Origin of the sequence: Larkinella humicola, from assembly GCF_008727875.1 — a bacterium.
Classification (GTDB): Bacteria; Bacteroidota; Bacteroidia; order Cytophagales; family Spirosomataceae; genus Larkinella; species Larkinella humicola.
Map to the genome: position 1 here is coordinate 317,126 of NZ_VTWS01000003.1, position 25,303 is coordinate 342,428.

Here is a 25,303-nt window from a genome sequence, read left to right on the forward strand (position 1 = left end):
GCTTTGATTTTAATTGCCCAATAAGGCCGAAACCGTCGGTGGTTTCGACAAGAGTTCCGGCCGAACCAGCAAATAGCTGCCGGGCTCCGGGGCTTCCAGGCGAACAAACTGACTCGCATCCCCACCTGACATAAAGGCGGCAAAACCACGATCACCGGCAAAATACGTTTGCATGTCTTTTGTCATCAGGATGAAATTGACGTTCTGCTCCGTTAGAAAACGTCCGAAGTCGGTATTTGGTTGGTAAAATTCGACCGGAACCCAGCGCGGTTTCTGTTCCTGACTATACAAGAATACCCGATACCAGTCCCGTTCCAATGACGATACCGGCCCGTTAATGGAAAGCGCCTGAATAAACCGGATGTTATCAGCTACCGGCGTAGGGCGAAGTTCCTTCTGCTGCTGGGCAGTCTGGTAAATCACCCAGATCATCATCAGGCTCGCCAGGCTCGCCAACCAGGCCGACGACTGAGCAATGCGTAATTTGACGTATCCCAACAAAAAAGCGACGATGATAATCAGTCCAAAGGCGTGGAAATACAGGTAATGACTTCGCGGAAAAACCAGCACCACGGACGCCATAGAAGGGAAAAGCAAAATAAAAAGGGCCAGTTCTTTGCTGTTCAGCCGGATGGACTTAGTGACCAGTCGTCGGAACGTCCCCGACAAATCGAGCAAACCGAATACCACAACGACCAGCAAGCCCAATAACCACCATTTTCGGTAAGGCGAGCTCAGGTTCATTAAGGGTGTTTTGAAAAACAGATCGCTCAAAATCCGAAATTCCGCCTTCGCGGTGTTGGCGATGTTGGTCCAGAAGTGCCTCAAGACCAGGTCGGGATGGACAAAAAAAGCCGCACTCATCGACTTGACATCCCTTCCGAACACATTCGCAACCAGTTTGAACTGGTCCGGAATTGGGATGTCGATGGGACGGTTGTTCCAGGTGTTGTAGTTGATGCTAAAGTGCTGAACAAAGGCGTCGAAACTGCGATTAGTACCCTCCTCGCCCTGCGCTAATGGATTGCCAAAAAGCAATCGCATGGCAATTACCAGCACGGCGAAGCTTAAAAGACCGGAAAACGAATTCAGGGTCAACTCCCGGTTACGGTATTTGCGGGGAAAATACGTTTCGATGGCTACCACAACCGCAGTCATCATGGAAATGTAAAACTCCGGGCGAACATAGGAACACACGAGAGCTGTTAAGGCTGTGATCAGCAGCACATTACGGGTCGACCATTCCCAGGCCTGCACCACGCACAAACCACCCAGAATCAGACAGAGCGTAAACGCCGAAATCCGGGGATCGAGCTGCACGTTCAGGGCTGAAAACTGAAAGCAGAGCGCGCAGAAAAGACTGACAATAAATCCCGACTTTCGCAGATAAAGGTATAAAAACAACAGGGACCCGGTCATGAGAATCAACAACCGCCAGTTCAGGTAAAACAAAACCAGGGTGTCATTGGTGAAGGCTTGCAAGGCTTTCAGCCAGGCTGCGTAAAATGATCCCCACTGCGCCAGATAGGGCGCGGGCGGAAAGGTGTAGGTCAGGCTGGAAGCCAGGTAGGTCATTTCGTCGCCGAAGGTTACATCATACCGCAACGGCAGGTTGTGGGTAAGGGCCAAACCAAAACCAATCATCAGGAAGATCCCCGTTAAAGGCCACAGGAGTCGATTTTTCATTCCTTCATCGCTAAAGCTTCGTAGAGTATTTCGGCCGGATGCTTGGCCTTGCGCCCGGTTCCATCCTTGATCTGGTGGCGGCAACTGGTTCCGGCGGCAGCAATGATGACCTCATCCGCTTGCTGGCGAACCGTCGGAAATAAGACCAGTTCCCCGATTTTCATCGATACGTCGTAATGTTCTGCTTCGTACCCAAACGACCCGGCCATGCCACAGCAGCCCGATGGAATCAGGTGGACGGTATAATTTTCGGGCAGCGACAGCATTTTTTTCGATGGCACCAGCGACGAAACCGCTTTCTGCTGACAGTGTCCGTGTAGCTTGATCAACCGTTTTTCGGTGGTAAAGGCACTTTTTGAAATAGCCCCCTTGTCAATTTCACGGGCGATGAACTCCTCAAAAGTCAGCACACTTTCGGCAATCCGCCGGGCATCGGCCACCATCGACTCGTCGACCAGATCCGGGTACTCATCCCGAAACGTCAGAATTGCCGACGGTTCGATGCCCACCAACGGCGTTTCAATCGTAATCAGCTCTTTCAGCTGCTCAACGTTCTTTTCGGCCAGCCGCTTAGCCTGCCGCAACAAGCCTTTCGAAAGAGCCGCCCGCCCGCTTTCACCGTGTTCGGGAATGATCACGTCATAGCCCAGTTTTTTCAACAGCAAAACCGCTTTTTTGCCTACTTCGACATCGTTGTAGTTCGTAAACTCATCGCAGAAAAGGTAAACCCGTCCAGCGGTTCCGGCGCCTTTTTCACTGCCTTTCGCCCACTTCCGCAACGTTGTGCTGTGCAACAGCGGCATCGTCCGGTCGGGGTGGAACCCGATCACCCGATTGGCCACCCGCCGAAGCGATTCGGTACCCAGCACCGCGTTGTAGGCCCACGGCACCAGCGACGCCAGCCCCGACAAACTCGCAAAATTGGCAATCAGCCGACTGCGCACCGGAACGCCGTTGGCATCGTGGTAATGTTGAAGAAACTCCATTTTCAGCTTGGCCACATCCACATTCGACGGGCATTCGGCCTTGCAGCCTTTACAAGCCAGACAGAGGTCATACACCTCTTTAATCGCTTTGTTGTCGAAGCGGTTTTCTTTCGGCGACAGCGTCAGCATTTCCCGCAGGATATTGGCCCGCGCCCGGGTGGTTTCCTTTTCGTTGCGGGTTGCCATGTAGCTCGGACACATCGTTCCACCCGACAGCTCCGTTTTCCGGCAATCGCCGGAGCCGTTGCACTGTTCGGCGTGTTGCAGAATGGTCTGATCCGGAAACCGGAAGAACGTCTTGAAATCCGGGGTTTGCTGCCCGGCTTCATACCGCAGAAACGTATCCATCGGGGGCGTTTCCACGATTTTGCCGGGATTGAAAATACCGTACGGGTCCCAGGCCTGCTTGAGTTCCCGCATCAGCTCGTAATTCTTCGGCCCTACCATGAGCGGAATAAACTCGCCCCGGAGTCGTCCGTCGCCGTGTTCGCCCGAGAGCGAACCGTCGTATTTTTTCACCAGCCGGGCAATTTCTTCGGCGATCATCCGGTATTGCCGGTGGCCTTCTTCGGTTTTGAGGTTGATGATGGGGCGCAGGTGAATTTCGCCCGAACCGGCGTGGGCGTAATGCACTGCCGACATGCTGTGTTTCGTCAGAATCTCGTTGAAATCACGGATGTAGTCGGGCAAATCATGCACGTCGATGGCCGTATCTTCGATCACAGCAACGGCTTTGGCATCGCCCGGCAGGTTGGCCAGTAATCCCAGACCCGCCTTCCGCAAGGTCCAGATTTTTTTACCATCCTCACCATACAATACCGGAAAATGGTAGCCCAAACCAGCAGCCCGCATCTCCGCTTCCATTTCAACCGCGCGCTGTGCAATGTCTTCCCGATTGGCCGCCCCCAGTTCCACCACCAGAATGGCGCCCGGATCGCCCTGAACGAAGAAGCGGTTTTTGCGTTGCTCGATGTTGTCTTTCGTACACTCCAGAATGTAATGATCGATCAGCTCGACGGCGCGGGGCTGGTATTTGAGCGCAATCAGGTTGGCCCGCAACGACTCATCAACGTTGTTGAAATGCACACACACCAGACCCAGTTCTTTGGGAGGCAACGGCACCACATTCAGTTTGATTTCGGTCAGAAAGCACAGCGTTCCTTCCGAACCGGCAATGAGTTTGCAGAAGTTGAACGGCTCAGTGCCTTCTGTAAAGGGGGCCGTTTCCAGCAGTTCGTCCAGCGCATAACCCGTGTTCCGCCGTTCGATGCTGCGTTTGGGAAACTGCCGCCGGATTTCGGCCTGGTTGTCCGGATTCGCCAGGATTTCGTTGGTTTTCAGGTAAATTTTATCCAGCAGCGACGCACTGCCATTTTTGTGTCTACCCGCGTCGATCTGTTGGGCAAACGCATCGGTTTCCAATCGACCAAATTCGGCTTCGCTCCCGTCGGCCAGCAACGCTTTAACGGACAGGACGTGCTCCCGCGTCGAGCGATACACAACCGAGTTGGAGCCACAGGAATTATTCCCGACCATGCCCCCAATCATCGCCCGGTTGGCCGTCGAGGTTTCCGGCCCAAAAAACAGGCCGTACGGTTTCAGAAAGAAATTTAATTCATCACGAACCACGCCCGGCTGCACGCGCACCCAACGCTCCTGCTCGTTAATTTCGAGAATTTTAGTGAAGTTTTTGGAAACATCGACGATAATTCCGTTGCCGACCACCTGCCCGGCCAGCGAGGTGCCGGCCGTACGCGGAATGAGCGAGGTGCGGTTTTCACGGGCAAAAGCAATCAGCGTTTTCAGATCATCGACCGACTTCGGAATGGCGACCGCCAGCGGCATTTCCCGGTAAGCTGACGCATCGGTAGCATATAATGTACGTTGGGTGGTATCGGTGTAAAATTCACCGTCTAACTGAGCAGAAAGTTGTTGTAGCGTCTCCTGATTGACCATAAGAGTCTTCGTCCAAGACCGGATCAAAATTAGTTTTCAAAAAAATCGGGTTCCCGACCTTAAAGGTACAAATTTTTCCAGTATGCCGTCCGAAACCAACAAATACCAGACAGCAGGCTGTATTTAAATAATGCTATTTAATCCCCGCCCCGGCCTGTCGGAAAGCTCTTCATAGCGAGCCATTTACCGTATTCAACTACTAAGCACTATGCAATTTGGGCGACCGCTCCTTTAGAATGCCTTCCGGAGGTACTTCCGGTCATTCGTTGCAATAACAATTCAGTAGATAATTTTCGGCTTTTCTCCATTGTATTATAAAGATTATTTATTGTAATTTGCTTAATCAGTTCAGAAATATGTTCTATAAAATCTCATCACGGTACTATATACGTAAAAAAATGACAGCAACCCGGTCGAACAGTAGCCCTACTGATTGATTGGGTTTTACTCATTTGTACTGCGCTGAAATTTCGTTTTCCATGGTTCTGCATCTGCTTACCAATTTCATTTTCACCTATTTCTACTAGTTAACCTATGATGGATCATTTTATCAGATTCAATCATGAACGTAAAGAAGTAAACAACCCTGAAAATTCACGGGTGTTTCAAGTCAGCCAAAAAGGTTTGTTACCTGCCTTTTTGCTATCGTTTGCGTTCATTCTCTGCCTGGGCCTCAGCCAGGCATTTGCTCAGGAGCGGACGGTCACCGGAACCGTTACGTCGTCGGAAGACAAGGTTTCGTTACCGGGGGTTACCGTTCAGATCAAAGGAACAACCCGCGGCACCAATACCGACGCCGAAGGAAAGTATTCTCTTACCAATGTTCCTGACAACGCCACCCTGGTTTTTAGCTTCATTGGGCTGCAAAATCAGGAAATCGCGGTAGGCAACCGCTCCGTTGTCGATGCCGTTCTAACTTCCGACACCAAATCGCTGGAGGAAGTGGTCGTTGTAGGATACGGCACCGCCAAGCGCAAAGACCTGACCGGCTCGGTGCAGCAGGTAACCGCCAAGGAGTTTAACCCCGGTATTGTTCCGAATCCGCTGCAAGCCATTCAAGGTAAAGTGGCCGGTTTGGTGATCACCATGCCGTCGGGTGACCCCAACCAGGCACCGACCGTTCGTTTGCGGGGCTATACCTCACTGGCGGGTGGCAGCGATCCGCTGTATGTCGTCGATGGCGTGATCGGCGTTCCCATCCAGACGGTCTCTCCGACGGATATTGAGTCGATGGACGTCCTGAAGGATGCTTCCGCAGCCGCTATTTACGGTTCTCGGGCGGCCAACGGCGTCATTATCGTAACGACCAAACGCGGAAAATCCGGCAAGACCACGATCACCTTCAACAACTATGTCGGCGTTGAAACCATCTCAAACCGGCTGGATTTGCTGGATGCCCAGGGCTACCGGGATGCTGTCACGCAGCTCAAGGGGGCCAGTGCGCTCACGGCAGACCGAATCCGGTTTCCGGCGGGCAATTACGACACCGACTGGGTGAAGGAAATCACGCGGGCGGGTGTTACGACGAATCACGATCTGGCCATTTCGGGCGGTTCACCGGCGTTCAGCTACCGGGGGTCACTCAACTACATTGGCCGCGACGGGATTATCAAAAAAACCGGCTTCGATCGGGTAACGGCCCGGATTAACCTGGATCAGAAGGCCCTTGATAACCGCCTGAACATCCAGTATAACCTGTCGGTGACCAACACCAACTCCAAACTGAACGACGATGCCATCATCGCCCGTGCGGTTACGTTCCTGCCAACCCTGCCTATTACCGATCCTACGGGGGCCAACAACGTGGGCGGTTATTATGAAGTAGGCGGTAGTTTCGACCTCTTCAACCCCGTTGCCATGCTCAACAGCCAGCGCTTCGATCAGCAGAAACGGTTATTGATCGGTGGAGTCAACCTGCGCTACGAGATCATCGACGGGTTGACGCTGGGCGTCAACGGGGCTTACCAGAACGAAAATACCGACGAAAGCCGCTCCCGCGACCGCAGCATCAAGGCTTTCCAGTCGACCAATGGCGAAGCCTACCGAAAAATGGACCAGGTCAACAATAAACTGCTGGAACTGACCGCGACCTATACCAAAGCTTTTGGCCAAAACAACAGCAACTTCAACGTATTGGGAGGCTATTCCTACCAGAACATTATCTATGACGGTTTTCAGGCCCGGAACGCCCAGTTTCTGACCAATACGTTATCGTACGACAATCTGGGGCTGGGTGCCGGAACGCTGCTGAGTCCGGCGTCAAACTACGCGACTTCGTACCGGAATGCCACCACCCTGGCGTCCTTCTTTGCCCGGGCTACGGTGAACATGAATGACAAATACAACCTGACCGCAACGGTGCGTCGCGATGGTAGTTCGAAATTTGGGGCCAACAACAAGTGGGGCCTTTTCCCGTCGATAGGGGCAGGCTGGACGCTGACGAACGAAGATTTCTTCCCGAAATCGACTACGCTGAACTACCTGAAGCTGCGCCTGGGTTGGGGACAAACCGGGAACTCGGAAGGCTTGAAACCGTACCAGTCGCTCCAGTTGTATGGCCAGAAAGGAACGTATTACGATGGCAGCGTGGCCGACTTCCTGCCGGGCTACGGAATTACCCAAAATGCCAATCCAAACCTCAAATGGGAAGTTTTAACGACGTCTAACGCCGGGTTAGACTTTCAGTTGCTGAACGGCCGTTTCTCGGGTACGCTGGAGTTCTACAGCAAGACGACCAAAGATATGCTGTACCGGTATTCGGTGCCGGCCGATGGGGTTAAATACTTCACCAACTTCATCTGGGCCAACGTAGGCACCATGCGAAACCGGGGTATCGAGCTGTCGTTCGGGGGTGACCTCATCCAGAAAGACAACTTTAGCTGGACTTCCCGCATTGTGGGGGCGTATAACAAAAACACGATTGTCAACCTGAAAAGCGACGAGTTCGACTCCGGTCTGATCCGTTTCAATGCCTTTGGTGGTCGTGGTCTGTCGGATGTGTTTGCTTCCTACCTCTGGCCGGGCCGTCCGCTGGGTGAATTCAACAACGTTCCGACGTTCGTGGATTATACCGCCGATGGCAAAGTGCTGCTGAAACCGGGAACGGGCGATCAGCCCACCACCGATGTGAGCAAGGCCGATGCGGCTACGGGAATCAACACGCAGAACCCCATTGCGCAGGGCAATCCGCAACCGTTCCTGACCGGTTCGTTCATCAATACGTTTACGTACAAAGGATTCGACCTGAACTTTCAGATCCGGGGTTCATTTGGCAACAAAATCCTGAACAACCTGCGCTCGAACCTGATGATTCCGGGCTCGATTCTGGAAACCAATATGCTGAACGGCGTAGCGGCTCTGCCGAAAGATTACGGCACCAACGTGTTGTCGACCTACTGGCTCGAAAACGGAACCTACGCCCGTTTGGATAACTGGCAAATCGGGTACAACATCCGGACCGGTGGCAAATACCTGTCGGCTGCCCGGGTCTACCTCGGTGGTAACAACCTGTTCACGCTGACGAGCTACAAAGGAGTCGATCCTGAACTTCAGGTAAAAGCGGATTTGCAGAACGAAAGCCAGGCTCCCAACAACATCGGGATGGATTTTAGCAATATCTATCCCAAAACCCGTTCGTTCCAACTGGGCGTTAACCTGACGTTTTGACCGTTGTTAATCAACTAACTACCAACTACGAAGATGTTTAATTCAACCATACGAGTTTGGGGCGTCTGCCTGGTTCTGCTGCTGGCAGGCCAGGCCTGTACGGACCTCGACGAAAAAACCTACGACGTCATTCCGACCGATCAGTTTGGCCAAACGGCGGCTCAGCAAGCTGCGCTGATTGGCCCGCTCTACAGCGGTCTGGCCGATTATTACGGCAACAGTGCCGGTTTGAACGCGGTAACGGACGAACAGATCGTGCCGACCCGCGGTGGTGACTGGAAAGATGGCGACAACTGGAAACGGCTTTATCAGCATACCTGGGACCCGACGACCGACAACGGCCAGTTCAACGGCCCCTGGACCTGGTGTTACAACAACATCACGTCCATCAACCAGCAGTTGGGTTCCATTACGGACGAAACCGTGAAAGCCGAACTTCGGGCGTTGCGCGCCTTCTTCCACTACAAGGCAATGGACATGTTTGGCAATGTGATCATTGCCGACCAGGTGGGAAGCTCGACACCCGCTCAGAAAACCCGGACCGAGGTATTTACCTGGATTGAAAAAGAGCTGCTGGAGGTATATCCCAAGCTGAGCGCAACGGTGGGCGGTGCCTATTATGGCCGGTTCAATAAACCGGTGGTCAATATGATTCTGGCAAAGATGTATCTCAATGCGCAGGTTTATACCGGTACGGCACGCTGGGCCGATGCGGTGACGCGTTGTGATAGCATTATTCTGTCGGGCAAGTTCTCCCTGGCGGCCGACTTGCTGGACAACTTCAAAGTACAGAACCAGAACTCGCCCGAAATTATCCTGGCAACGCCTTTTGACAACTCGAAACGGGGTGGATTCAACGTCCATATGGCGACTCTGCACTACAAGCACCAGTTGACCTACAACCTCCCGGCTTCTCCCTGGAATGGCTACGCAACCGTCGTTGAGTTTTACAACTCGTTCACGGCGCAGGATTTGCGCAAAAAAATGTGGATCGTTGGTCAGCAGTACGACGCCAGCGGCAAAGCACTGGACGACGACGGGATCCCGCTGGTCATCACCCCAGAAATCCCGGCCTTCGAAATGCCGGCGGGTCCGGCGGGTCGTCTGGCCGGAGCCCGGAGTCAGAAATACGAGATTCAGAAAAACAACACCACCAATGACATGAGTAACGATTTCGTTATTTTCCGGCTGGGTGATGTCTATCTGATGCGTGGAGAAGCCAATTTCCGGTTGGGGAGAACCGCCAACGCACTGACGGATTTCAACGTGATCCGGAAACGGGCGGGCGTACCCGACTACACAGCCGCTCAACTCACGCTGGATGAAATTCTGGCCGAGCGGGGTCGCGAACTGGCCTGGGAATACCACCGCCGTCAGGATCTGATCCGGTTCGGGCAGTTCACCAAAGCATGGCGTTTCAAACCCGCTTCGGAGAAATACCGCGAGCTGTTCCCGATTCCGAAAGACCAGATTTCGTTGAACCCCAATCTGAAGCAAAATCCAGGTTACAATTAGTAAAAAGCCTTTTCCTGTAAAAAGCCCGGGGTTTCCGGGCTTTTTCTGTTTTAATCCATTCCCGGAGTATTGGCGTTCAATAGGATAAAACCGCCAACCAAAAGCAATTTATTGAGTACCTTTAAGACGTGATTTGACAGTTCGCTACGGTCCATGCGCTACCTGATTTTCTTTTTAATAGTAGGTTTTCTTGTCGGTTGTGGTTCTGCGGATGCGCCATCGGAAGAGCGGCTTTTTGAAAAACTACCGTCTGAAACAACCCACATCAATTTCACCAATTCGGTGGTCGACGACCCGGAATTTAACATTTTCAATTACCGGAATTTCTACAACGGTGGGGGCGTCGCCATCGGTGATGTCAACAACGACGGGTTTCCGGACGTCTTCCTGATTGCCAACATGGGCGAAAATCGCCTGTATCTCAACCAGGGGAAATCGGGTGCTGCTGCGCTGGCATTTGAAGACATTACCGCCAAAGCCGGTGTAGCCGGCAAACGTGCCTGGAGTACGGGCGCGACTTTTGCCGATGTCAACGGCGACGGCTGGCTGGATTTGTACGTCTGCAACGCCGGTATTCGCCCCGGCGACGACCGCGGCAACGAGCTCTTTATCAACAACGGGATTGGCAAAAATGGCACAGTAACCTTCACCGAAAAAGCCGCCGATTACGGCCTGGACGACCACGGTTTTTCAACCCACGCAGCCTTTTTCGATTACGACCGCGACGGCGATCTGGACATGTATCTGCTCAACAACAGCTTCATGCCCGTCGGGAAATTGGGCTACGCCAACATCCGCTCCGAACGCGATTCGCTGGGCGGTCATAAGTTGTTTCGGAATGACGGCGCCCGCTTTGCTGATGTTAGCGAGAAAGCCGGAATTTACGGCAGCCTGATCGGTTTTGGCCTCGGCATCACCATCGGCGATGTGAACGACGACAACTGGCTGGACATTTACATTTCGAACGATTTTTACGAACGGGATTACCTCTACCTCAACAACCACGACGGCACCTTCCGGGAGTCGGTGAAAGACGCCATGCCGCACCTGAGCCTGTCGTCGATGGGTGCCGACGTGGCCGACATCAACAACGACGGCCGGCTGGATATTTTCGTGACCGATATGCTGCCGGGCAACGATGTTCGCTTGAAAAAGAATTCGTCCTTCGAGAATTACGACCTGCAGGAAATCAAACTGTCGCGGGATTTTCATTACCAGTACATGCAGAACATGCTGCATCTGAACCAGGGTAACGAACCCGCACAAAGCGGGAAAACCGCCACTCCAATGTTCAGCGACATCGCCCGGTTTTCGGGCGTTCACGCGACCGACTGGAGTTGGGGCGCCTTGATTTTCGACATGGATAATGACGGCCGGAAAGATATTTTTGTTGCCAACGGCATTGCCAAAGAGGTGACCGATCAGGATTTTATTCATTTCCTGGCCGACCGGGAAAACATGGCCCAGATTGCCCGCCAGCGCGCTTTCAACTTCAAGGAGTTTCTGGATAAAGCACCCTCCGAACCGATTCCCAATTACGCCTTCCGAAACGATGGCAACCTGAGCTTTTCCAACCAGGCCGCCAGTTGGGGACTGGGCGAACCGGGTTTTTCGAATGGTGCGGCTTACGGCGATCTCGACAACGACGGTGACCTGGATTTGGTGGTCAACAACGTCAACTCGCCGGTATCGGTTTTTAAAAATTTGTCGGTCGAGAAACACAAAACCAACTTCCTGCGGGTCAAGCTGGTCGGTGATGCCAGAAACCGCAATGCCATCGGCGCGCGGGTTTTTGTGTACCAGAAAGGCAACCAGCAAGTGTTGCAGCAGATGCCCAACCGCGGTTTTCAGTCGTCCGTTGATCTGAATCTGCTGTTTGGTTTGGGAACCGGCAACGTGATCGACTCCGTGACGGTGGTCTGGCCGAACGACCGGATGCAAACCGTCCGCCAACCCAAAGCCAACCAATTGCTGACGCTGAAGCAGCCGGAAGCAACTGGCAATTGGAGAGCCAAAGCACCCTCCCCGGCTCTTTTTCAGGATATTACCACGATTTCCGGCCTGAATTATACCCACGAAGAAAGTCCGTTTGTGGATTACAACCGCGACCCGTTGCTGAAACAAATGCTCTCGACCGGTGGCCCGGCCATGGCGACGGGCGATGTCAACGGCGACGGGCTGGACGATGTGTTTTTTGGTGGAGCCTTCGGAAAACCGCATCATCTGTTTTATCAACAGCCCAACGGCCGGTTTGTGGATAAAACCCCGGCGGTTTTGCGACAGGACTTGACCTACGAAGCCGTCGATGCGGTTTTCTTCGATGCCGATGGTGACAAGGATCTGGATCTCTACGTTGTTTCGGGCAGCAATGAGTTTGAAGCCGAGGCTGACGAATTGCTCGACCGGCTGTATTTGAACGACGGCAAAGGCGGTTTTGTCCGCGACGACCGTTTGCCGAACCTGAAAGCCAGCGGTTCCTGCGTCGCGGCTGCCGATTATGACCGCGACGGCGACATCGATCTGTTTGTTGGCACCCGGTTGATTCCGGGGAAATACGGTTTCAATCCGGCGAGTTATCTGCTGACCAACGATGGCACCGGCAATTTCAAGAATTACACCCGGCGCTACCTGCCGAACGCCGAGCAGTTGGGCATGGTGACGGATGCAACGTGGAGCGATCTGAACGGCGACGGTTATCCCGAACTGATCGTCGTAGGCGACTGGATGCCGATTACGGTTTTTCAAAACCAGCGCGGCAAGCTGGCGACCTCTGAAACGCCCAAACTGGCGGATTCGACCACACCGGCTTCCGGCTGGTGGAATTGCGTCAAAGCCGGGGATGTCGATGGCGATGGCGATATTGATCTGGTGATCGGCAATCTGGGGCTTAATTCCCGGATCAAGGCAACGTCCAAAATCCCGGCGGAACTCTACACGGCTGATTTTGACCAGAATGGCAGCCTGGAGCAAATCATCAATTGCGCCGATGAAACCGGAACCTTGTATCCGATGGTATTGAAGCAGGATTTGCAAAAAGAAATGCCTTCCATTAAAAAGAAATACCTCAAGTTTACGGATTACGCAGGCAAGAAACTGAACGAGATTCTGGACGAAAAACAATTGCAAAGTGCCGTGGTGCAACGGGCGTATACAGGCGAATCGGTGGTTTTGCTGAACGATGGAAAAGGAAAGTTCACCCTTCAGGCCCTGCCGAAAGAAGCGCAGTTTTCACCGGTTTGCGGCATTGAAATCACGGACGTCGATGGCGATAAACGAATGGATCTGGTGCTGACCGGAAATTTTTACGACGTTCTGCCAGAAATTGGGCGGTATGATGCCAGTTACGGTTTGGTGCTGCTCGGAAAAGGCAACGGCAGTTGGAAGCCCCTCGACCCGGCGGTTTCCGGCTTCATTGTCCATGGGCAGGTCCGGCAACTCGTGCGTCTGAAACAGGGACAGTTTGTGTTGGGGAAAAATAAGGATAATGTACAGGTGTTTAAATGAGTCTGAATCAGTAGTACCCAATTCCTGGTTCAGAATTTAACCTATGATGAAACGAATTAGTATCTTTTTTGCAGCCGTAACCCTTTCCGTAGCGGGTTGTAAACAACTGAACAGTACTTCCGAAAAACCGCTGTTCCAGATTCTGGATTCGACCCGGACGGGCATCGGGTTTACCAATCAGGTTCATAATACGGATCAGTTCAACATCATCGACTACCTGTATTTCTACAACGGGGCGGGTGTGGCGGCTGGCGACCTCAACAACGACGGCCTGACCGATTTGTATTTTGTCTCCAATCAGGGGAAAAACAAGTTGTACCTGAATAAAGGCAATTTCAAATTCGAAGACGTTACGCAGAATGCCGGTGTCGAAGGTTTTTCCGACTGGCAAACCGGGGTCACCATGGCTGACGTCAACGGCGATGGCTGGCTGGATATTTACGTGTGCGCGGTCGGCAACTTCAAAGGGCTGGAAGGCTCCAACGAACTGTATATCAATAACCACGACGGCACCTTTACCGAGAAAGCCGCCGAATACGGTTTGGACTTTACCGGCTTTTCGACCCAGGGGGCTTTCTTCGACTACGACCACGACGGCGATCTGGATCTGTATTTGCTCAACCACGCCGTGCACACCTCCCGCAGTTATGACCGCGTCACGGCCCGGAATCTGCGGCAAAACGAATCGGGTGATTACCTGTACCGGAACGAATTGATCAGCAACGGTACGAAAAACCCGAAGGGTCGTTTCACGAACATCAGCGAGCAGGCCGGGATTTTCGGCGCGGCCATGGGCTACGGCCTGGGCATCTCGGTGGCGGATCTGAACAACGACGGCTGGGAAGATATTTACGTCTCCAACGATTTTCACGAAGACGATTATTACTACATCAACAACGGCAAAGGCGGTTTTACAGAAAGCATGCGAAAGGCGTTTGCCCACGCCAGCCGATTTTCGATGGGGAACGATGTGGGGGATGTCAACAACGACGGCTACCCGGATGTGGTCACGCTCGACATGTACCCCGAAGAAGAACGGGTCGAAAAAATGTCGCTGGGCGAAGATCCGCTGGACATTTACCTCTATAAACTGAGTTTTGGCTACATGAATCAGTACAGCCGCAACTGTTTGCAGATCAGCCAGTCGGGCCAGAAATTCATGGAAATTGGGGCGATGGCCGGGATTGCGGCCACCGACTGGAGCTGGTCGCCCCTGCTGGCCGATTACGACAACGACGGCATCAAGGACCTGTTCATCTCCAACGGCATCGTCCGGCGGCCCAACGACCTCGATTACGTGAAGTACGCGTCCGACGATTCGCTACGGTATGCGATGGAAACGTCCAAAGCCATCGATCAGAAAGCGATTGCGCTGATGCCCGAAGGTAAGGTGCACAATTACCTGTATCAGGGGTCGAAAGAGTTGAAATTTGCGGACAAATCGCTGGCGTGGGGCTTCGAAAAACCGACGTTTTCGAGTGGCGCGGTGTATGCCGATCTGGACAACGACGGCGATCTGGATCTGGTGACCAACGACATCAACGATCCGGCGGGTGTCTACCAGAATCAGGCAAATGAGGTATTCCCAACTCACACGTATCTGAAAATCAAACTTCAGGGCGAGTCGGCCAACACGTTTGGCGTAGGGGCCAAAGTCGTATTGAAAACAAAAACCGGTCTGCAACTCCAGCAATTGATGCCCACACGCGGTTTTCAATCGTCCGTCGAGCCGATATTAACGTTTGGATTAGGCGAAACCGCCACGGTTGACTCGCTGATCGTGATCTGGCCGAACCAGAAGATGCAAATTCAGACCGGCGTGAAGACCAACCAGACATTGACGCTAAAACAAACGGCGGCTCAACAGGATGTTGGCACTTTCCGGTTCACGGCTCCCGATCCCCAACCGCTGTTTGAAGACATCACCAGCCAGTCGCCAATGGCGTACCGGCACCAGGAAAACACGTATTTCGATTTTGTCCGGGAATCACTGATGCCGTTCAAGGTGTCGATGGAAGGGCCTAAGCTGGCGGTCGGCGATGTCAATGGCGACGGTTTAGACGATTTTTACGCGTCTGGTGCCAAATGGCAGGCCGGCAGTTTGCAGATTCAGCAACCCGGTGGCCGGTTTTTGCCAAGCAACCAACCAACTTTTCGGGTCGATTCGACATACGAGGATGTCGATGCGGTTTTCTTCGACGCCGATGGCGACAAGGATCTGGATTTATACGTGGTTTCGGGCGGCAATGAATTTTTTGAGAAAATGCCCGAGCAGTTCGACCGGCTCTACCTGAACGATGGCAAGGGAAACTTCGCCCGCTCGAATGGATTGCCGCCGATGTATGACAACAAAAGCTGCGTTCGTCCCGTTGATCTGGATCAGGATGGTGATCTGGATTTGTTCGTGGGTGGCCGGGTGATCGCTTTTGCGTATGGAAAGATTCCGAACTCGTATCTCCTGATCAACGATGGCAAAGGGCATTTTACGGACAAAACCGACCAGCTCGCCCCCGACCTCCGCAAAGCCGGGATGGTGACCGACGCCCTCTGGATGGATTATGATCAGGACCAAGATCTCGATCTGGTGGTGGCTGGCGACTGGATGCCGATTCGGGTGTTCGCCAATCAGAACGGCAAATTGGAAGCGGCTCAACGCATCACCGACGAGAAGACACCCCTGAACGGTTTCTGGCAATGCCTGACTGCTGCCGACTTCGACCGCGACGGCGATCTGGATCTGGTAGCCGGGAATTTGGGTCTGAACACCAAATTCATCAAACAGGCCGAACCCCGACTCAAAATGTGGGTGAAAGACTTCGACAACAACAGTAGCATTGAACAGATTCTGGCCTACCAGCGCGACGGAAAAGACTGGTATCCCGTCAATTTCAAGGATGAACTGGGCAAACAGATGCCCGGCATTATCAACAAACGGTTTACCAATTATACTTCATTCGCCGGAAAACCGGTGGAGGATTTGTTTGAGAAAAAAGAACTGAACGGGGCCGACGAATACGAAGTCAACCAGTTTGCCTCGGTCTATCTGGAAAACACCGGCGACGGGCGTTTTGTAGTACACCCATTGCCGATGCTGGCCCAGGTTTCCAAACTGTTTGCGCTCCGAACCGATGACATCGACAACGATGGTTACCCCGACATCCTGGCGGGTGGCAATTTCTACGGTGTTAGCACCTATCAGGGTCGTTATGACGCCAACTACGGATTGGTTCTCAAAAACAAAGGCAAAACGACCAGCAATACCGCCCGATTTGCAGCGCTTTCACCGGTTGTCAGCGGTTTTCGGCTCGACGGCGAAGTGCGCGATATCAAGCCGATTCGGGCAGCGGGGACGCTACGCTGGCTGGTGGCCCGCAACGACACGACGATTCAGGTGTTCTATAAGAAATGATGGATTATGAATGATGGACGATGAATTACTTGCGCCAGCTCATTCATCGTCCATCATTCATAATCCATCATTGAAGAGACGGAAATCACAGGTCTGCGCATCAGATATACTTTTTTTAAGGTAAATTTGTAGTCCTCTTGTACCATTAATGACCAGAGTTGTTCATGAAAAATCGAATCCTGTGGGTTTTATTCCTTGGCAGCCTATGGAGTTTTGCCGGTTGCCAGCCCAAAGCCACTCCGGACGAATACAATGCCAAAGCTGCTGAACCGGAACGTTATCACCAGTGTGTCAAGCAATTGACCGACGTGATCATTCACGACATTTTCTCTCCGCCGGTAGCCAGCCGGATTTATGGGTACGCCAATCTGGCCGGTTACGAAGCTATGGTACCGGGCCAGCCCGGGTATGAATCGCTGGCGGGCAAACTCCGGAAATTTACGGCTCCCCCCAAACCGGAACCGGGTCAGGAATACTGCTTTCCGCTGGCCAGCGCGCGGGCGTTTCTGACGGTTGGTCGCAATCTGACGTTTTCCGGGGACATGTTCGACGGTTTTGAAAAAAACTTTTATGAGCAATACAAAGCCATTGGCGTTCCCGAAGAAGTCATCGAGCGTTCGATGGCGTATGGTGAAGCGGTGGCCAAACACATCATGGAGTTTGCGGGTAAGGATTCGTACAAACAGACGCGTGGATTCAAGCACACGGTGACCAACGCCGAAGGAACCTGGGTGCCAACGCCCCCGGCCTACATGGAAGCCGCCGAGCCGAAATGGATGCAAATTCGCTGCTGGGTGATGGATACCTGCTCGCAGTTTATTCCTCCGCCGGCCGTTCCGTATAACATGACCAAAGGGAGTCCTTTTTATAAACTGGCCGATGAAGTTTATCAAATGAGCCTTCGCCAAACCGAGGAAGAGCGGAAAATTGCCTTTTTCTGGGACGACAATGCCTTTGTGATGAACGTCGCCGGTCATGTTTCGTACGCATCTAAAAAAATGACGCCGGGTGGTCACTGGCTGGCCATCGCAGCAACGGTGTCCCGTCAGCAGAAAGCCAATTTTGCCCAAACGGTACAGGCCTATACGTTGACCTCCTTTGCGCTAGCCGACGGGTTTATCAGTTGCTGGGACGAGAAATACCGTAGTAACCGCATCCGGCCCGAAACCGTCATCAACAAATTTATCGATCCGAAGTGGACGCCGTACCTACAAACGCCCCCGTTTCCGGAATATACCAGCGGACACAGCGTCATCTCGGCCGCAGCCGCCGAGGTACTGACGATTCTTTACGGTGACAACATCGCGTTCACCGATTCAACCGAAAATCCGTACGGCCACGGCGTTCGTTCGTTTAAGTCATTCCGGGAAGCCGCTCTGGAAGCATCGTATAGCCGGTTATACGGCGGTATTCATTTCCGGGATGCCCTGGAACTCGGCAACATCCAGGGACGAAAAGTGGGGGAATACGTGGTGGAAAAACTGACCTCGAAAAAAGAGGTGGCTGTAGCACCCAGGTAATTTGGATTGTATGCTCACCGTCCGGAATTTCCGTAAAGAATACCACAACCGGCTGGTGCTGGCGATTCCGCAAGCGGATTTTTCTCCGGGCATTCACTGGCTGAAGGGCCGCAATGGCTCTGGGAAAACGACTTTTTTTCGGTCGGTTGCCGGGTTATTGCCCTTCGACGGAAGTCTGGTTTTGGAGGCAAAGTACGACATTCGGCAGCAACCGGTCGACTACCGGCTTCGGGTCAATTACGGGGAAGCCGAACCGCTGTATCCCCAATTTCTGACGGCTTGGGAATTGATCCACTGGGTGGCAACGACCAAACAGGCCGCGACAAAACAAATCGATGAATTGATCGACCTGTTCGGAATCCGGGATTTCATCAAAACTCCCATCGGAACGTATTCGAGCGGGATGCTCAAAAAGACGTCGCTGGTCCTGGCCTTTCTTGGAAAACCCAGCCTGATTTTGCTCGACGAACCGTTGATTACCCTCGATCACGCGACCACCAAAGCCGTCATCGACCGCATTCGGCAAAGCCGGGAACAAGGCATTAGCTTTCTGCTGTCATCGCACCAGGACGTCGACGCGTCTGAACTGCCGGTCGATTCCGTCTGGATTGTTCAGAATCAGACGCTGGAACACATCACCCAACCGGCTGGTTTATGAGTGCTTTGTGGACCGTACCGGAAAAGCTGATTGTCAGGCAATTTTATCTTCAAAATACCGGTCTGTTTCTGGTCGTGATGATGCTGTCCTTTGGATTTCTGAGTTCGACCGAGCACATCGCGCTGGCGAGTTACGCCCTGCACGACCGGGCTTTTCTGGCAGCCTACGGCATCGTTTGGGGAATCTATTCGGCTCACACGATTCAGTTTAGCCTGCAGGTTTTTCAGAAAACCGATTTGCTCCAGCTTTTCCGGCTCATTCCGTCTTTCAAACGGCTCACTATCCTGTATTTTCTGCACCTGCAGTTGCTGGCTCCGGTTGTCTTCTACGGCGGTTTCATGCTCTGGGTTGGCAACCAGCAGGGTACAACGGCAGCCAATAGTATGGTCGTCGTGTTCATGGGCTTGCTGTCGGTTTTGCCGCTTCCGTTTGTGGAACGGGCGTTGCGACAACCCAACCCGGAGCCGTTTGCGGGCCACATTGGTGCCTGGCTTCGGCAACGGTTCACCACGCCCTACGTCCTCTTTTTTATTCGCTATCTTTTCCGCGAACAACCGGCCACGCTCTTTCTAACCAAGGTTGGCTCCTGTCTGGTAACGATTGGCGTGCTGGCCCTCTATCCTACCGACGAGTATGACATCCGGCTGCTGTCGTTGGGAATGTTGCTGTCAGCGGCTTTGCATGCCGGGGTAATCTTCGAATTGTACCGGTTTGAAGCCAACCAATTGCTGTTGCTCCGGAATTTACCAGTCTCTCTTTCCAGCCGGTTTCTATACTATACAGGAATCCTTGCTTTGGTAATCAGCCCGGAAGCGGTTTTGCTGCTAAAAAACCATCCGGCTGACGTCACGCTTTTGGCGGTAATAGGCGTGTGGCTTTGGGGACTTAGTTTGCTTTTCCTGCAATATGCCGCACTCCTGTCCCGTCATCAGCCCCGCGACCGGTTTATGTCGCAGCTCTTCTGGCCCCTCATTGCCTGCTTCCTCCTGATAATGTACCGGTTACCCGTATGGGCATTGGCCGTCACCGGTTTGGTGACGGCTGCGGTTTTGTTCATTCGCTCATATTACCGTTCTTCCTGGAACGAATAATGTGCCTACAGGTAGTTCAGGAAGCGTTCAATCGGTTATTCTCCGGGATGGTTGCCTTCAATTACCCTACCTTCAGTGGGTTCAAACCCACCGCTACAAAACGATCCATCCCTCCGGGATGGGTTGGATTTAATAATCCCGAAGGGATGGGCCATGTTGTAGCCCCAGTTAAAACTGGGTCAACCATAGGGCTTACCAGAAAGTAGAAGGAACGCCGGTTTGATGCACCTCGAGTGATACCTTTTCCGATTGAACAGCCATCCGGTTCAGAGCGGTGTAGATAACCCGCACGGCATCTTCAACCCGATTCCAGCCTTCTTCGGTGGTTAAATTAATGCCAACGATAGTACGGTTATTTTTCGACAGCAGCGTCAAATACGACATGGCTCCGGCCATGATGGCCGAAACTGCCTGATAGTCGGCCCCTTTGATGTAAGCAAGTTGCCCCACCATGCGCGTCAGTTCTTCATCGTAAGCAGCACTGGCCTCGTCAGCCATTTGGCCGGTTTCGGCGACGGTTGCCTTTAATACCTGAAAAGCTGCCGGGAATTGCCGAAAAAACCGGTAGGTATGGATTAATTGTTTGTACCAGAGTTTGGATAAATCATTTTCATGAACCGGGCGCAGTTGTTCCAGCGTAGCCGGACTGAGTAGCGGAAATAAGCGCCCCATTTTAATGTAATGAGTCAGCAAGCCGTCCAACCCACCAAAATAGCGGTAGATCAGGACTTTGCTGACCCCCGCTTTTTCAGAAATTCGATTGATCCCGATTCCATCGATCCCTTTTTCTGCGATAACATCTTCCAGGGCATTGATGATTCTCTGCGAAGTCTGCGCACGATTGCGTTTGATTTTTTCCATTGGTAAAGATTGTTAGCTTTCAGTCACTAATCAGACGCAGGACGTCGGGAAAAGTCACATAGTAGTTACAGAAATCTTGCAGTCTGCCTTCTAATAAGACGATCAGCTATTCTGTCTGCTTTTGAAGAAGGCCACAATGCCCAGGATCACCAACGCTCCCAGAAAAGCCGTCAGAATACGGGCGAGCAGGTCGGGCAGGCCGAACATGACCTGTAAGTCATTGCCTAACACCCAACTGCCGACAAAACTGCCGGCGATACCAATTAAAATCTGGAGCCAGATCGAAAACGAAAACCGTTTAAAAACCAGGTCGGCCAGCCAGCCGGCAACGGCACCCACTAAAATTGTAACGAGGATTCCCATGACTTCAGAGCGATGTGTATAGTTACGGTGAATTGCTTGCGGCCACTCCGTTGAGTGGCTTGTTTAATCCAGACGCAGAATACCTTCTGAAGTCACATATTATGTTATAATTTACCTGAATTGGTAACAAAAAACGCCCGACCATGATGGCCGGGCGTTTGAATTTCGCTTTTAAATCGAATCTACGCGTTATTCGAAGCCAGTTTGGCGCCCAGGTATTCGCGGTTCAGACGGGCAATGTGATCCAATGAAATCGATTTCGGACATTCCACCGAGCAGGCGCCCGTGAATGAACAGGCTCCAAATCCTTCGGCATCCATCTGGGCGACCATGCGCTCAGCGCGCAACTGGTGTTCGGCCTGGCCTTGTGGCAAAACCGCCAGGTGCGACACTTTCGCGGCTACGAACAACATGGCCGACGCATTTTTACAGGCCGCTACGCAGGCTCCGCAACCAATGCACTGGGCCGCATCCATGGCTTCGTCAGCCACTTCGCGCGGAATCAGAATCTCGTTGGCATCCGGGGCCGAACCCGTGTTGACCGACACATAGCCGCCAGCCTGCACAATGCGGTCGAAGGCGTCGCGATCCACAATCAGGTCTTTCAGAACCGGGAAAGCCCGCGCACGCCAGGGTTCCACCACAATGGTGTCGCCGTCGTTGAAGCTCCGCATGTGCAACTGACAGGTCGTGGTGCCGGTTTGCGGACCGTGTGGCCGACCGTTGATGTACATGGAACAGGATCCGCAGATTCCTTCCCGACAATCATGATCGAACGCAACCGGTTCTTCGCCTTTGTGCGACAGGTCTTCGTTCAACACATCGAACATTTCCAGGAAAGACATATCCGGCGAAATATCCGACAATTTATAGTCCACCATTTTGCCTGGTGTTTGGCTATTTTTTTGTCTCCAGACTTTTAAGGCAATATCCATTTCTTTTTATGTCTGAGGTTTAAGGTTTAACGTTTAAAGAGGATGCCTGCCGGATCGATCTTTAAACGTTAAACCCCAAACGTTAAACCCTTATTTATAACTCCGCTGTGTCAGCTTGACGGTTTCAAACTTCAGCTCTTCCTTGTGCAGTTTTTCGGGCTGACCCGGGCCTTTGTATTCCCAGGCGGCTACATACGTGTAATTTTCATCATCACGCTTGGCTTCACCGTCTTCAGTCGAGTATTCTTCCCGGAAGTGTCCTCCGCAGGATTCGTTCCGGTTCAATGCATCGTCGACCATCAGTTCCCCCAGTTCGATGAAATCAGCTACGCGGGAAGCCTGTTCCAGCGCCGGATTCAGTTCCAGGTCGGTGCCGGTGACGCGCAGATTGCTCCAGAATTCTTTTTTCAACTCCTGAATCATCTTCTTGGCTTTGGTCAATCCTTCGGCATTCCGCGCCATTCCGCAGTATTCCCACATGATGTGGCCCAACTGCCGGTGGAACTCCTCGGCGGTTTTCTCACCTTTGATGGCCAGCATGCGGGCAATTGTGTCCTGCACATTCTGCTCCGCTTCTTTGAAAGCCGGGTGCGTGACCGCGATTTTGTCCGCCGGACCGATCGTCGCCAGGTAATCGCCCAGGGTATACGGAATAACGAAATAACCGTCGGCCAGTCCCTGCATCAGCGCCGATGCGCCCAGACGGTTGGCACCGTGATCGGAGAAGTTGGCTTCGCCCAGGGCGTAGAGGCCCGGAACGTTCGTCATCAGGTTGTAATCGACCCACAAACCACCCATCGTATAGTGAACGGCGGGGTAAATTTTCATCGGCGTTTCGTACGGATCGTCATCCACGATTTTCTCGTACATCTCGAACAGGTTGCCGTATTTGGCTTCAATCACCTTCCGACCGTCCCGTTTGATTGCATCGGCAAAGTCGAGGTAAACCGCCAGACCGGTTGGTGCAACGCCACGACCTTCGTCACAAACGTTTTTCGCATTGCGGGAAGCGACGTCGCGCGGTACAAGGTTCCCAAACGACGGATACCGGCGTTCCAGAAAATAATCGCGGTCTTCTTCCTTGATATCTTTCGCCTTGATTTCGCCCTTCCGGACTTTCTCGGCAATCTCTTTCGTTTTTGGCACCCAAACCCGGCCGTCGTTCCGCAGCGATTCCGACATCAGCGTCAGTTTCGACTGGTAGTTTCCTTTCACCGGAATACAGGTCGGGTGAATCTGGGTGAAGCACGGATTGGCCATTAAGGCCCCCTTTTTGTGGGCCCGCCAGGCTGCCGTTACGTTGGAGCCCATGGCGTTGGTCGACAGGTAAAAGACGTTGCCGTAGCCGCCCGTGCAGAGTAAAACCGCGTGCGCTGAATGCGATTCGATTTTGCCCGTAACCAGATTTCGGGTGATGATCCCGCGCGCTTTACCGCCCTCAATCACCAGATCGAGCATTTCGGTACGCGGATACAGCTTCACTTTTCCGTTGGCAACCTGCCGGCTCAGCGCGCTGTAGGCACCCAGCAGCAATTGCTGCCCGGTTTGGCCCCGTGCGTAGAACGTCCGGGATACCTGCGAACCACCGAAGGAGCGGTTGGCCAGGGCGCCACCGTATTCGCGGGCGAAGGGGACCCCCTGCGCCACACACTGGTCGATGATGTTGACACTGACTTCGGCCAGCCGGTGAACGTTGCCTTCGCGGGCGCGGTAGTCACCGCCTTTGATGGTGTCGTAGAACAGCCGGAAGACGCTGTCGCCGTCGTTCTGGTAGTTTTTAGCCGCGTTGATACCGCCCTGGGCCGCAATACTGTGCGCCCGACGGGGGCTATCCTGGAAGCAAAACGCCTTGACGTTGTAGCCCAGTTCGGCGAGTGCAGCCGCTGCTGAGGCACCGGCTAGCCCGGTGCCGACCACGATGACCTCGTATTTTCGTTTGTTGGCCGGATTGACCAGCTTCAGATTAAATTTATGCTTCGCCCACTTTTCAGCGAGGGGGCCTTCCGGAACCTTAGACTCCAGCTTCGTCCCGGTTTCTTTCTCTTCTAATACGTCTAACATAGACAGATACGGTTCAATACTTGTACGATAAAACCCTGTTCTGATTAAAAAAGAATATGGTGCGCTTTCAGATAAATGTAAACCGGCATGGCGGCAAACAAAGCCGGAATGACGATCCCAAATCCGTACGTACCCAAAAATTCAATAAGCGGAGAATATTTCTTGTGGCGAAGGCCCAGCGTCTGGAAACCACTTTGAAAACCGTGTACGAGGTGAAACGACAGGGCGATCATCGACACCACATACAGTGCGACATACCACAGGTAGGAAAAGGCAAAAACGGTCACGGCGTAGAGATCCTTGATGGGTTCGCCGTCGTACGTTACCTGCGGGATGCTTCCGGCCGTAATCGTTTCGCCGTTCAACACCACCGGCCCGAAATGCATCGTGTACCAGAACGTCCGCATGTGGATGATGATGAAAACCAGAATGATCGTTCCCAGAATACCCATGTTGCGCGAGGTCCAGGGGCTGTTGGCTTCCGGTTTTGCGTAGGCATACTTAACGGGGCGCGAAGCCTGGTTGTGGCGCGTCAGCACCAGCGCCATCAGGGCATGAACGATGATCGAACTGTACAGTAAATAGGAAATGGTCTTTATGATCGGATTGTGGGTCATAAAGTAGCTGTACTCATTGAAGGCCCGGCCTTCGTCGCCTTTGAACAATTGCAGGTTCCCAACCAAATGGACAATCAGGAACGAGCACAAAAACAGCCCCGTCAGCGACATGACAACTTTGCGACCGAGGGTGCTGGAAAGTGTTGTTGTTACCCAAGACATATAGCGTGTAAAGAAATTTTTGTTTAGTAAACCGGCTTGAAAATTAACCGATTCGTAGAGGTCAAAACTACAGCACAAAGCGATTCGAACCAAAAAAACCCCGTATTTTTACGCTTATTTGGAATTAATAAAAGGTCGTTGTTCCGTTTCTCCGGCTAACGGGTTGTAAACCGATTTTGTTTTGTTATTCAACGATCCGAATAGGATTATTTTAAGCCTTTATAACGTATAGACTCTTTCTGTACAGCGTATATTCCTCCTGCCCTCTTCGTTAATTTTGAACTTTTTCGATTACCCTATTCCTTCCCGCTCC

Annotated in this window: 14 protein-coding genes; 7 read left to right on the forward strand and 7 right to left on the reverse strand. The window is 52.7% G+C overall.

Annotated elements, in window-relative coordinates; genetic code table 11:
- Window positions 1-9: 9 nt before the first annotated feature.
- Window positions 10-1,686 carry a hypothetical protein gene (locus tag F0P93_RS13385; protein ID WP_150876916.1) on the reverse strand — a complete coding sequence of 559 codons (1,677 nt, stop codon included), beginning with the start codon at window positions 1,684-1,686 and terminating at the stop codon, window positions 10-12.
- Window positions 1,683-4,628 (reverse strand): FAD-binding and (Fe-S)-binding domain-containing protein, encoded by a 2,946-nt coding sequence (locus F0P93_RS13390; RefSeq protein WP_150876917.1) that lies wholly within the window; start codon window positions 4,626-4,628, stop codon window positions 1,683-1,685. Before F0P93_RS13390 ends, F0P93_RS13385 begins: the two co-directional genes overlap by 4 nt.
- Before the next feature lie 624 nt (window positions 4,629-5,252).
- Here F0P93_RS13390 and F0P93_RS13395 point away from each other — a divergent pair.
- The 7 genes from F0P93_RS13395 to F0P93_RS13425 all read left to right on the forward strand — a co-directional run bounded on the left by F0P93_RS13395 (window position 5,253) and on the right by F0P93_RS13425 (window position 19,991).
- Window positions 5,253-8,294: a SusC/RagA family TonB-linked outer membrane protein gene (locus tag F0P93_RS13395; RefSeq protein WP_225309479.1), complete on the forward strand. Its 3,042-nt coding sequence runs from the start codon at window positions 5,253-5,255 to the stop codon at window positions 8,292-8,294.
- 33 nt (window positions 8,295-8,327) lie between these two features.
- On the forward strand, window positions 8,328-9,809 hold the full coding sequence (locus tag F0P93_RS13400) for a RagB/SusD family nutrient uptake outer membrane protein (protein WP_150876918.1): 1,482 nt from the start codon (window positions 8,328-8,330) through the stop codon (window positions 9,807-9,809).
- A 153-nt stretch (window positions 9,810-9,962) separates the two neighbouring features.
- Complete coding sequence (locus F0P93_RS13405; RefSeq protein WP_150876919.1) at window positions 9,963-13,313, forward strand: VCBS repeat-containing protein; 3,351 nt, start codon at window positions 9,963-9,965, stop codon at window positions 13,311-13,313.
- A 46-nt stretch (window positions 13,314-13,359) separates the two neighbouring features.
- On the forward strand, window positions 13,360-16,722 hold the full coding sequence (locus F0P93_RS13410; RefSeq protein ID WP_150877550.1) for a VCBS repeat-containing protein: 3,363 nt from the start codon (window positions 13,360-13,362) through the stop codon (window positions 16,720-16,722).
- A 164-nt stretch (window positions 16,723-16,886) separates the two neighbouring features.
- Window positions 16,887-18,242 (forward strand): vanadium-dependent haloperoxidase, encoded by a 1,356-nt coding sequence (locus F0P93_RS13415; RefSeq protein ID WP_150876920.1) that lies wholly within the window; start codon window positions 16,887-16,889, stop codon window positions 18,240-18,242.
- A gap of 10 nt (window positions 18,243-18,252) precedes the next feature.
- Complete coding sequence (locus F0P93_RS13420) at window positions 18,253-18,900, forward strand: ABC transporter ATP-binding protein (protein WP_150876921.1); 648 nt, start codon at window positions 18,253-18,255, stop codon at window positions 18,898-18,900.
- Complete coding sequence (locus F0P93_RS13425) at window positions 18,897-19,991, forward strand: hypothetical protein (RefSeq protein WP_150876922.1); 1,095 nt, start codon at window positions 18,897-18,899, stop codon at window positions 19,989-19,991. The genes F0P93_RS13420 and F0P93_RS13425 overlap by 4 nt, the downstream gene beginning before the upstream one ends.
- Window positions 19,992-20,183: 192 nt before the next feature.
- Here the strand turns inward: F0P93_RS13425 and F0P93_RS13430 are convergent, their stop codons facing one another.
- The 5 genes from F0P93_RS13430 to F0P93_RS13450 form a co-directional block, all read right to left on the reverse strand.
- Entirely contained in the window at window positions 20,184-20,852 is a 669-nt protein-coding gene (locus F0P93_RS13430) for a TetR/AcrR family transcriptional regulator (RefSeq protein ID WP_150876923.1), read from the reverse strand.
- A gap of 102 nt (window positions 20,853-20,954) precedes the next feature.
- A complete protein-coding gene (locus tag F0P93_RS13435) occupies window positions 20,955-21,215 on the reverse strand; it encodes a GlsB/YeaQ/YmgE family stress response membrane protein (protein ID WP_138994412.1) in 261 nt (86 codons plus the stop codon).
- A gap of 182 nt (window positions 21,216-21,397) precedes the next feature.
- Entirely contained in the window at window positions 21,398-22,150 is a 753-nt protein-coding gene (locus F0P93_RS13440) for a succinate dehydrogenase/fumarate reductase iron-sulfur subunit (protein ID WP_150876924.1), read from the reverse strand.
- Between the two features lie 90 nt (window positions 22,151-22,240).
- The gene (locus F0P93_RS13445; protein WP_150876925.1) at window positions 22,241-24,211 is read right to left on the reverse strand and encodes a fumarate reductase/succinate dehydrogenase flavoprotein subunit; all 1,971 of its coding nucleotides are present in this window, start codon (window positions 24,209-24,211) and stop codon (window positions 22,241-22,243) included.
- A gap of 44 nt (window positions 24,212-24,255) precedes the next feature.
- The gene (locus F0P93_RS13450) at window positions 24,256-24,990 is read right to left on the reverse strand and encodes a succinate dehydrogenase cytochrome b subunit (RefSeq protein ID WP_114409977.1); all 735 of its coding nucleotides are present in this window, start codon (window positions 24,988-24,990) and stop codon (window positions 24,256-24,258) included.
- Window positions 24,991-25,303 lie beyond the last annotated feature (313 nt).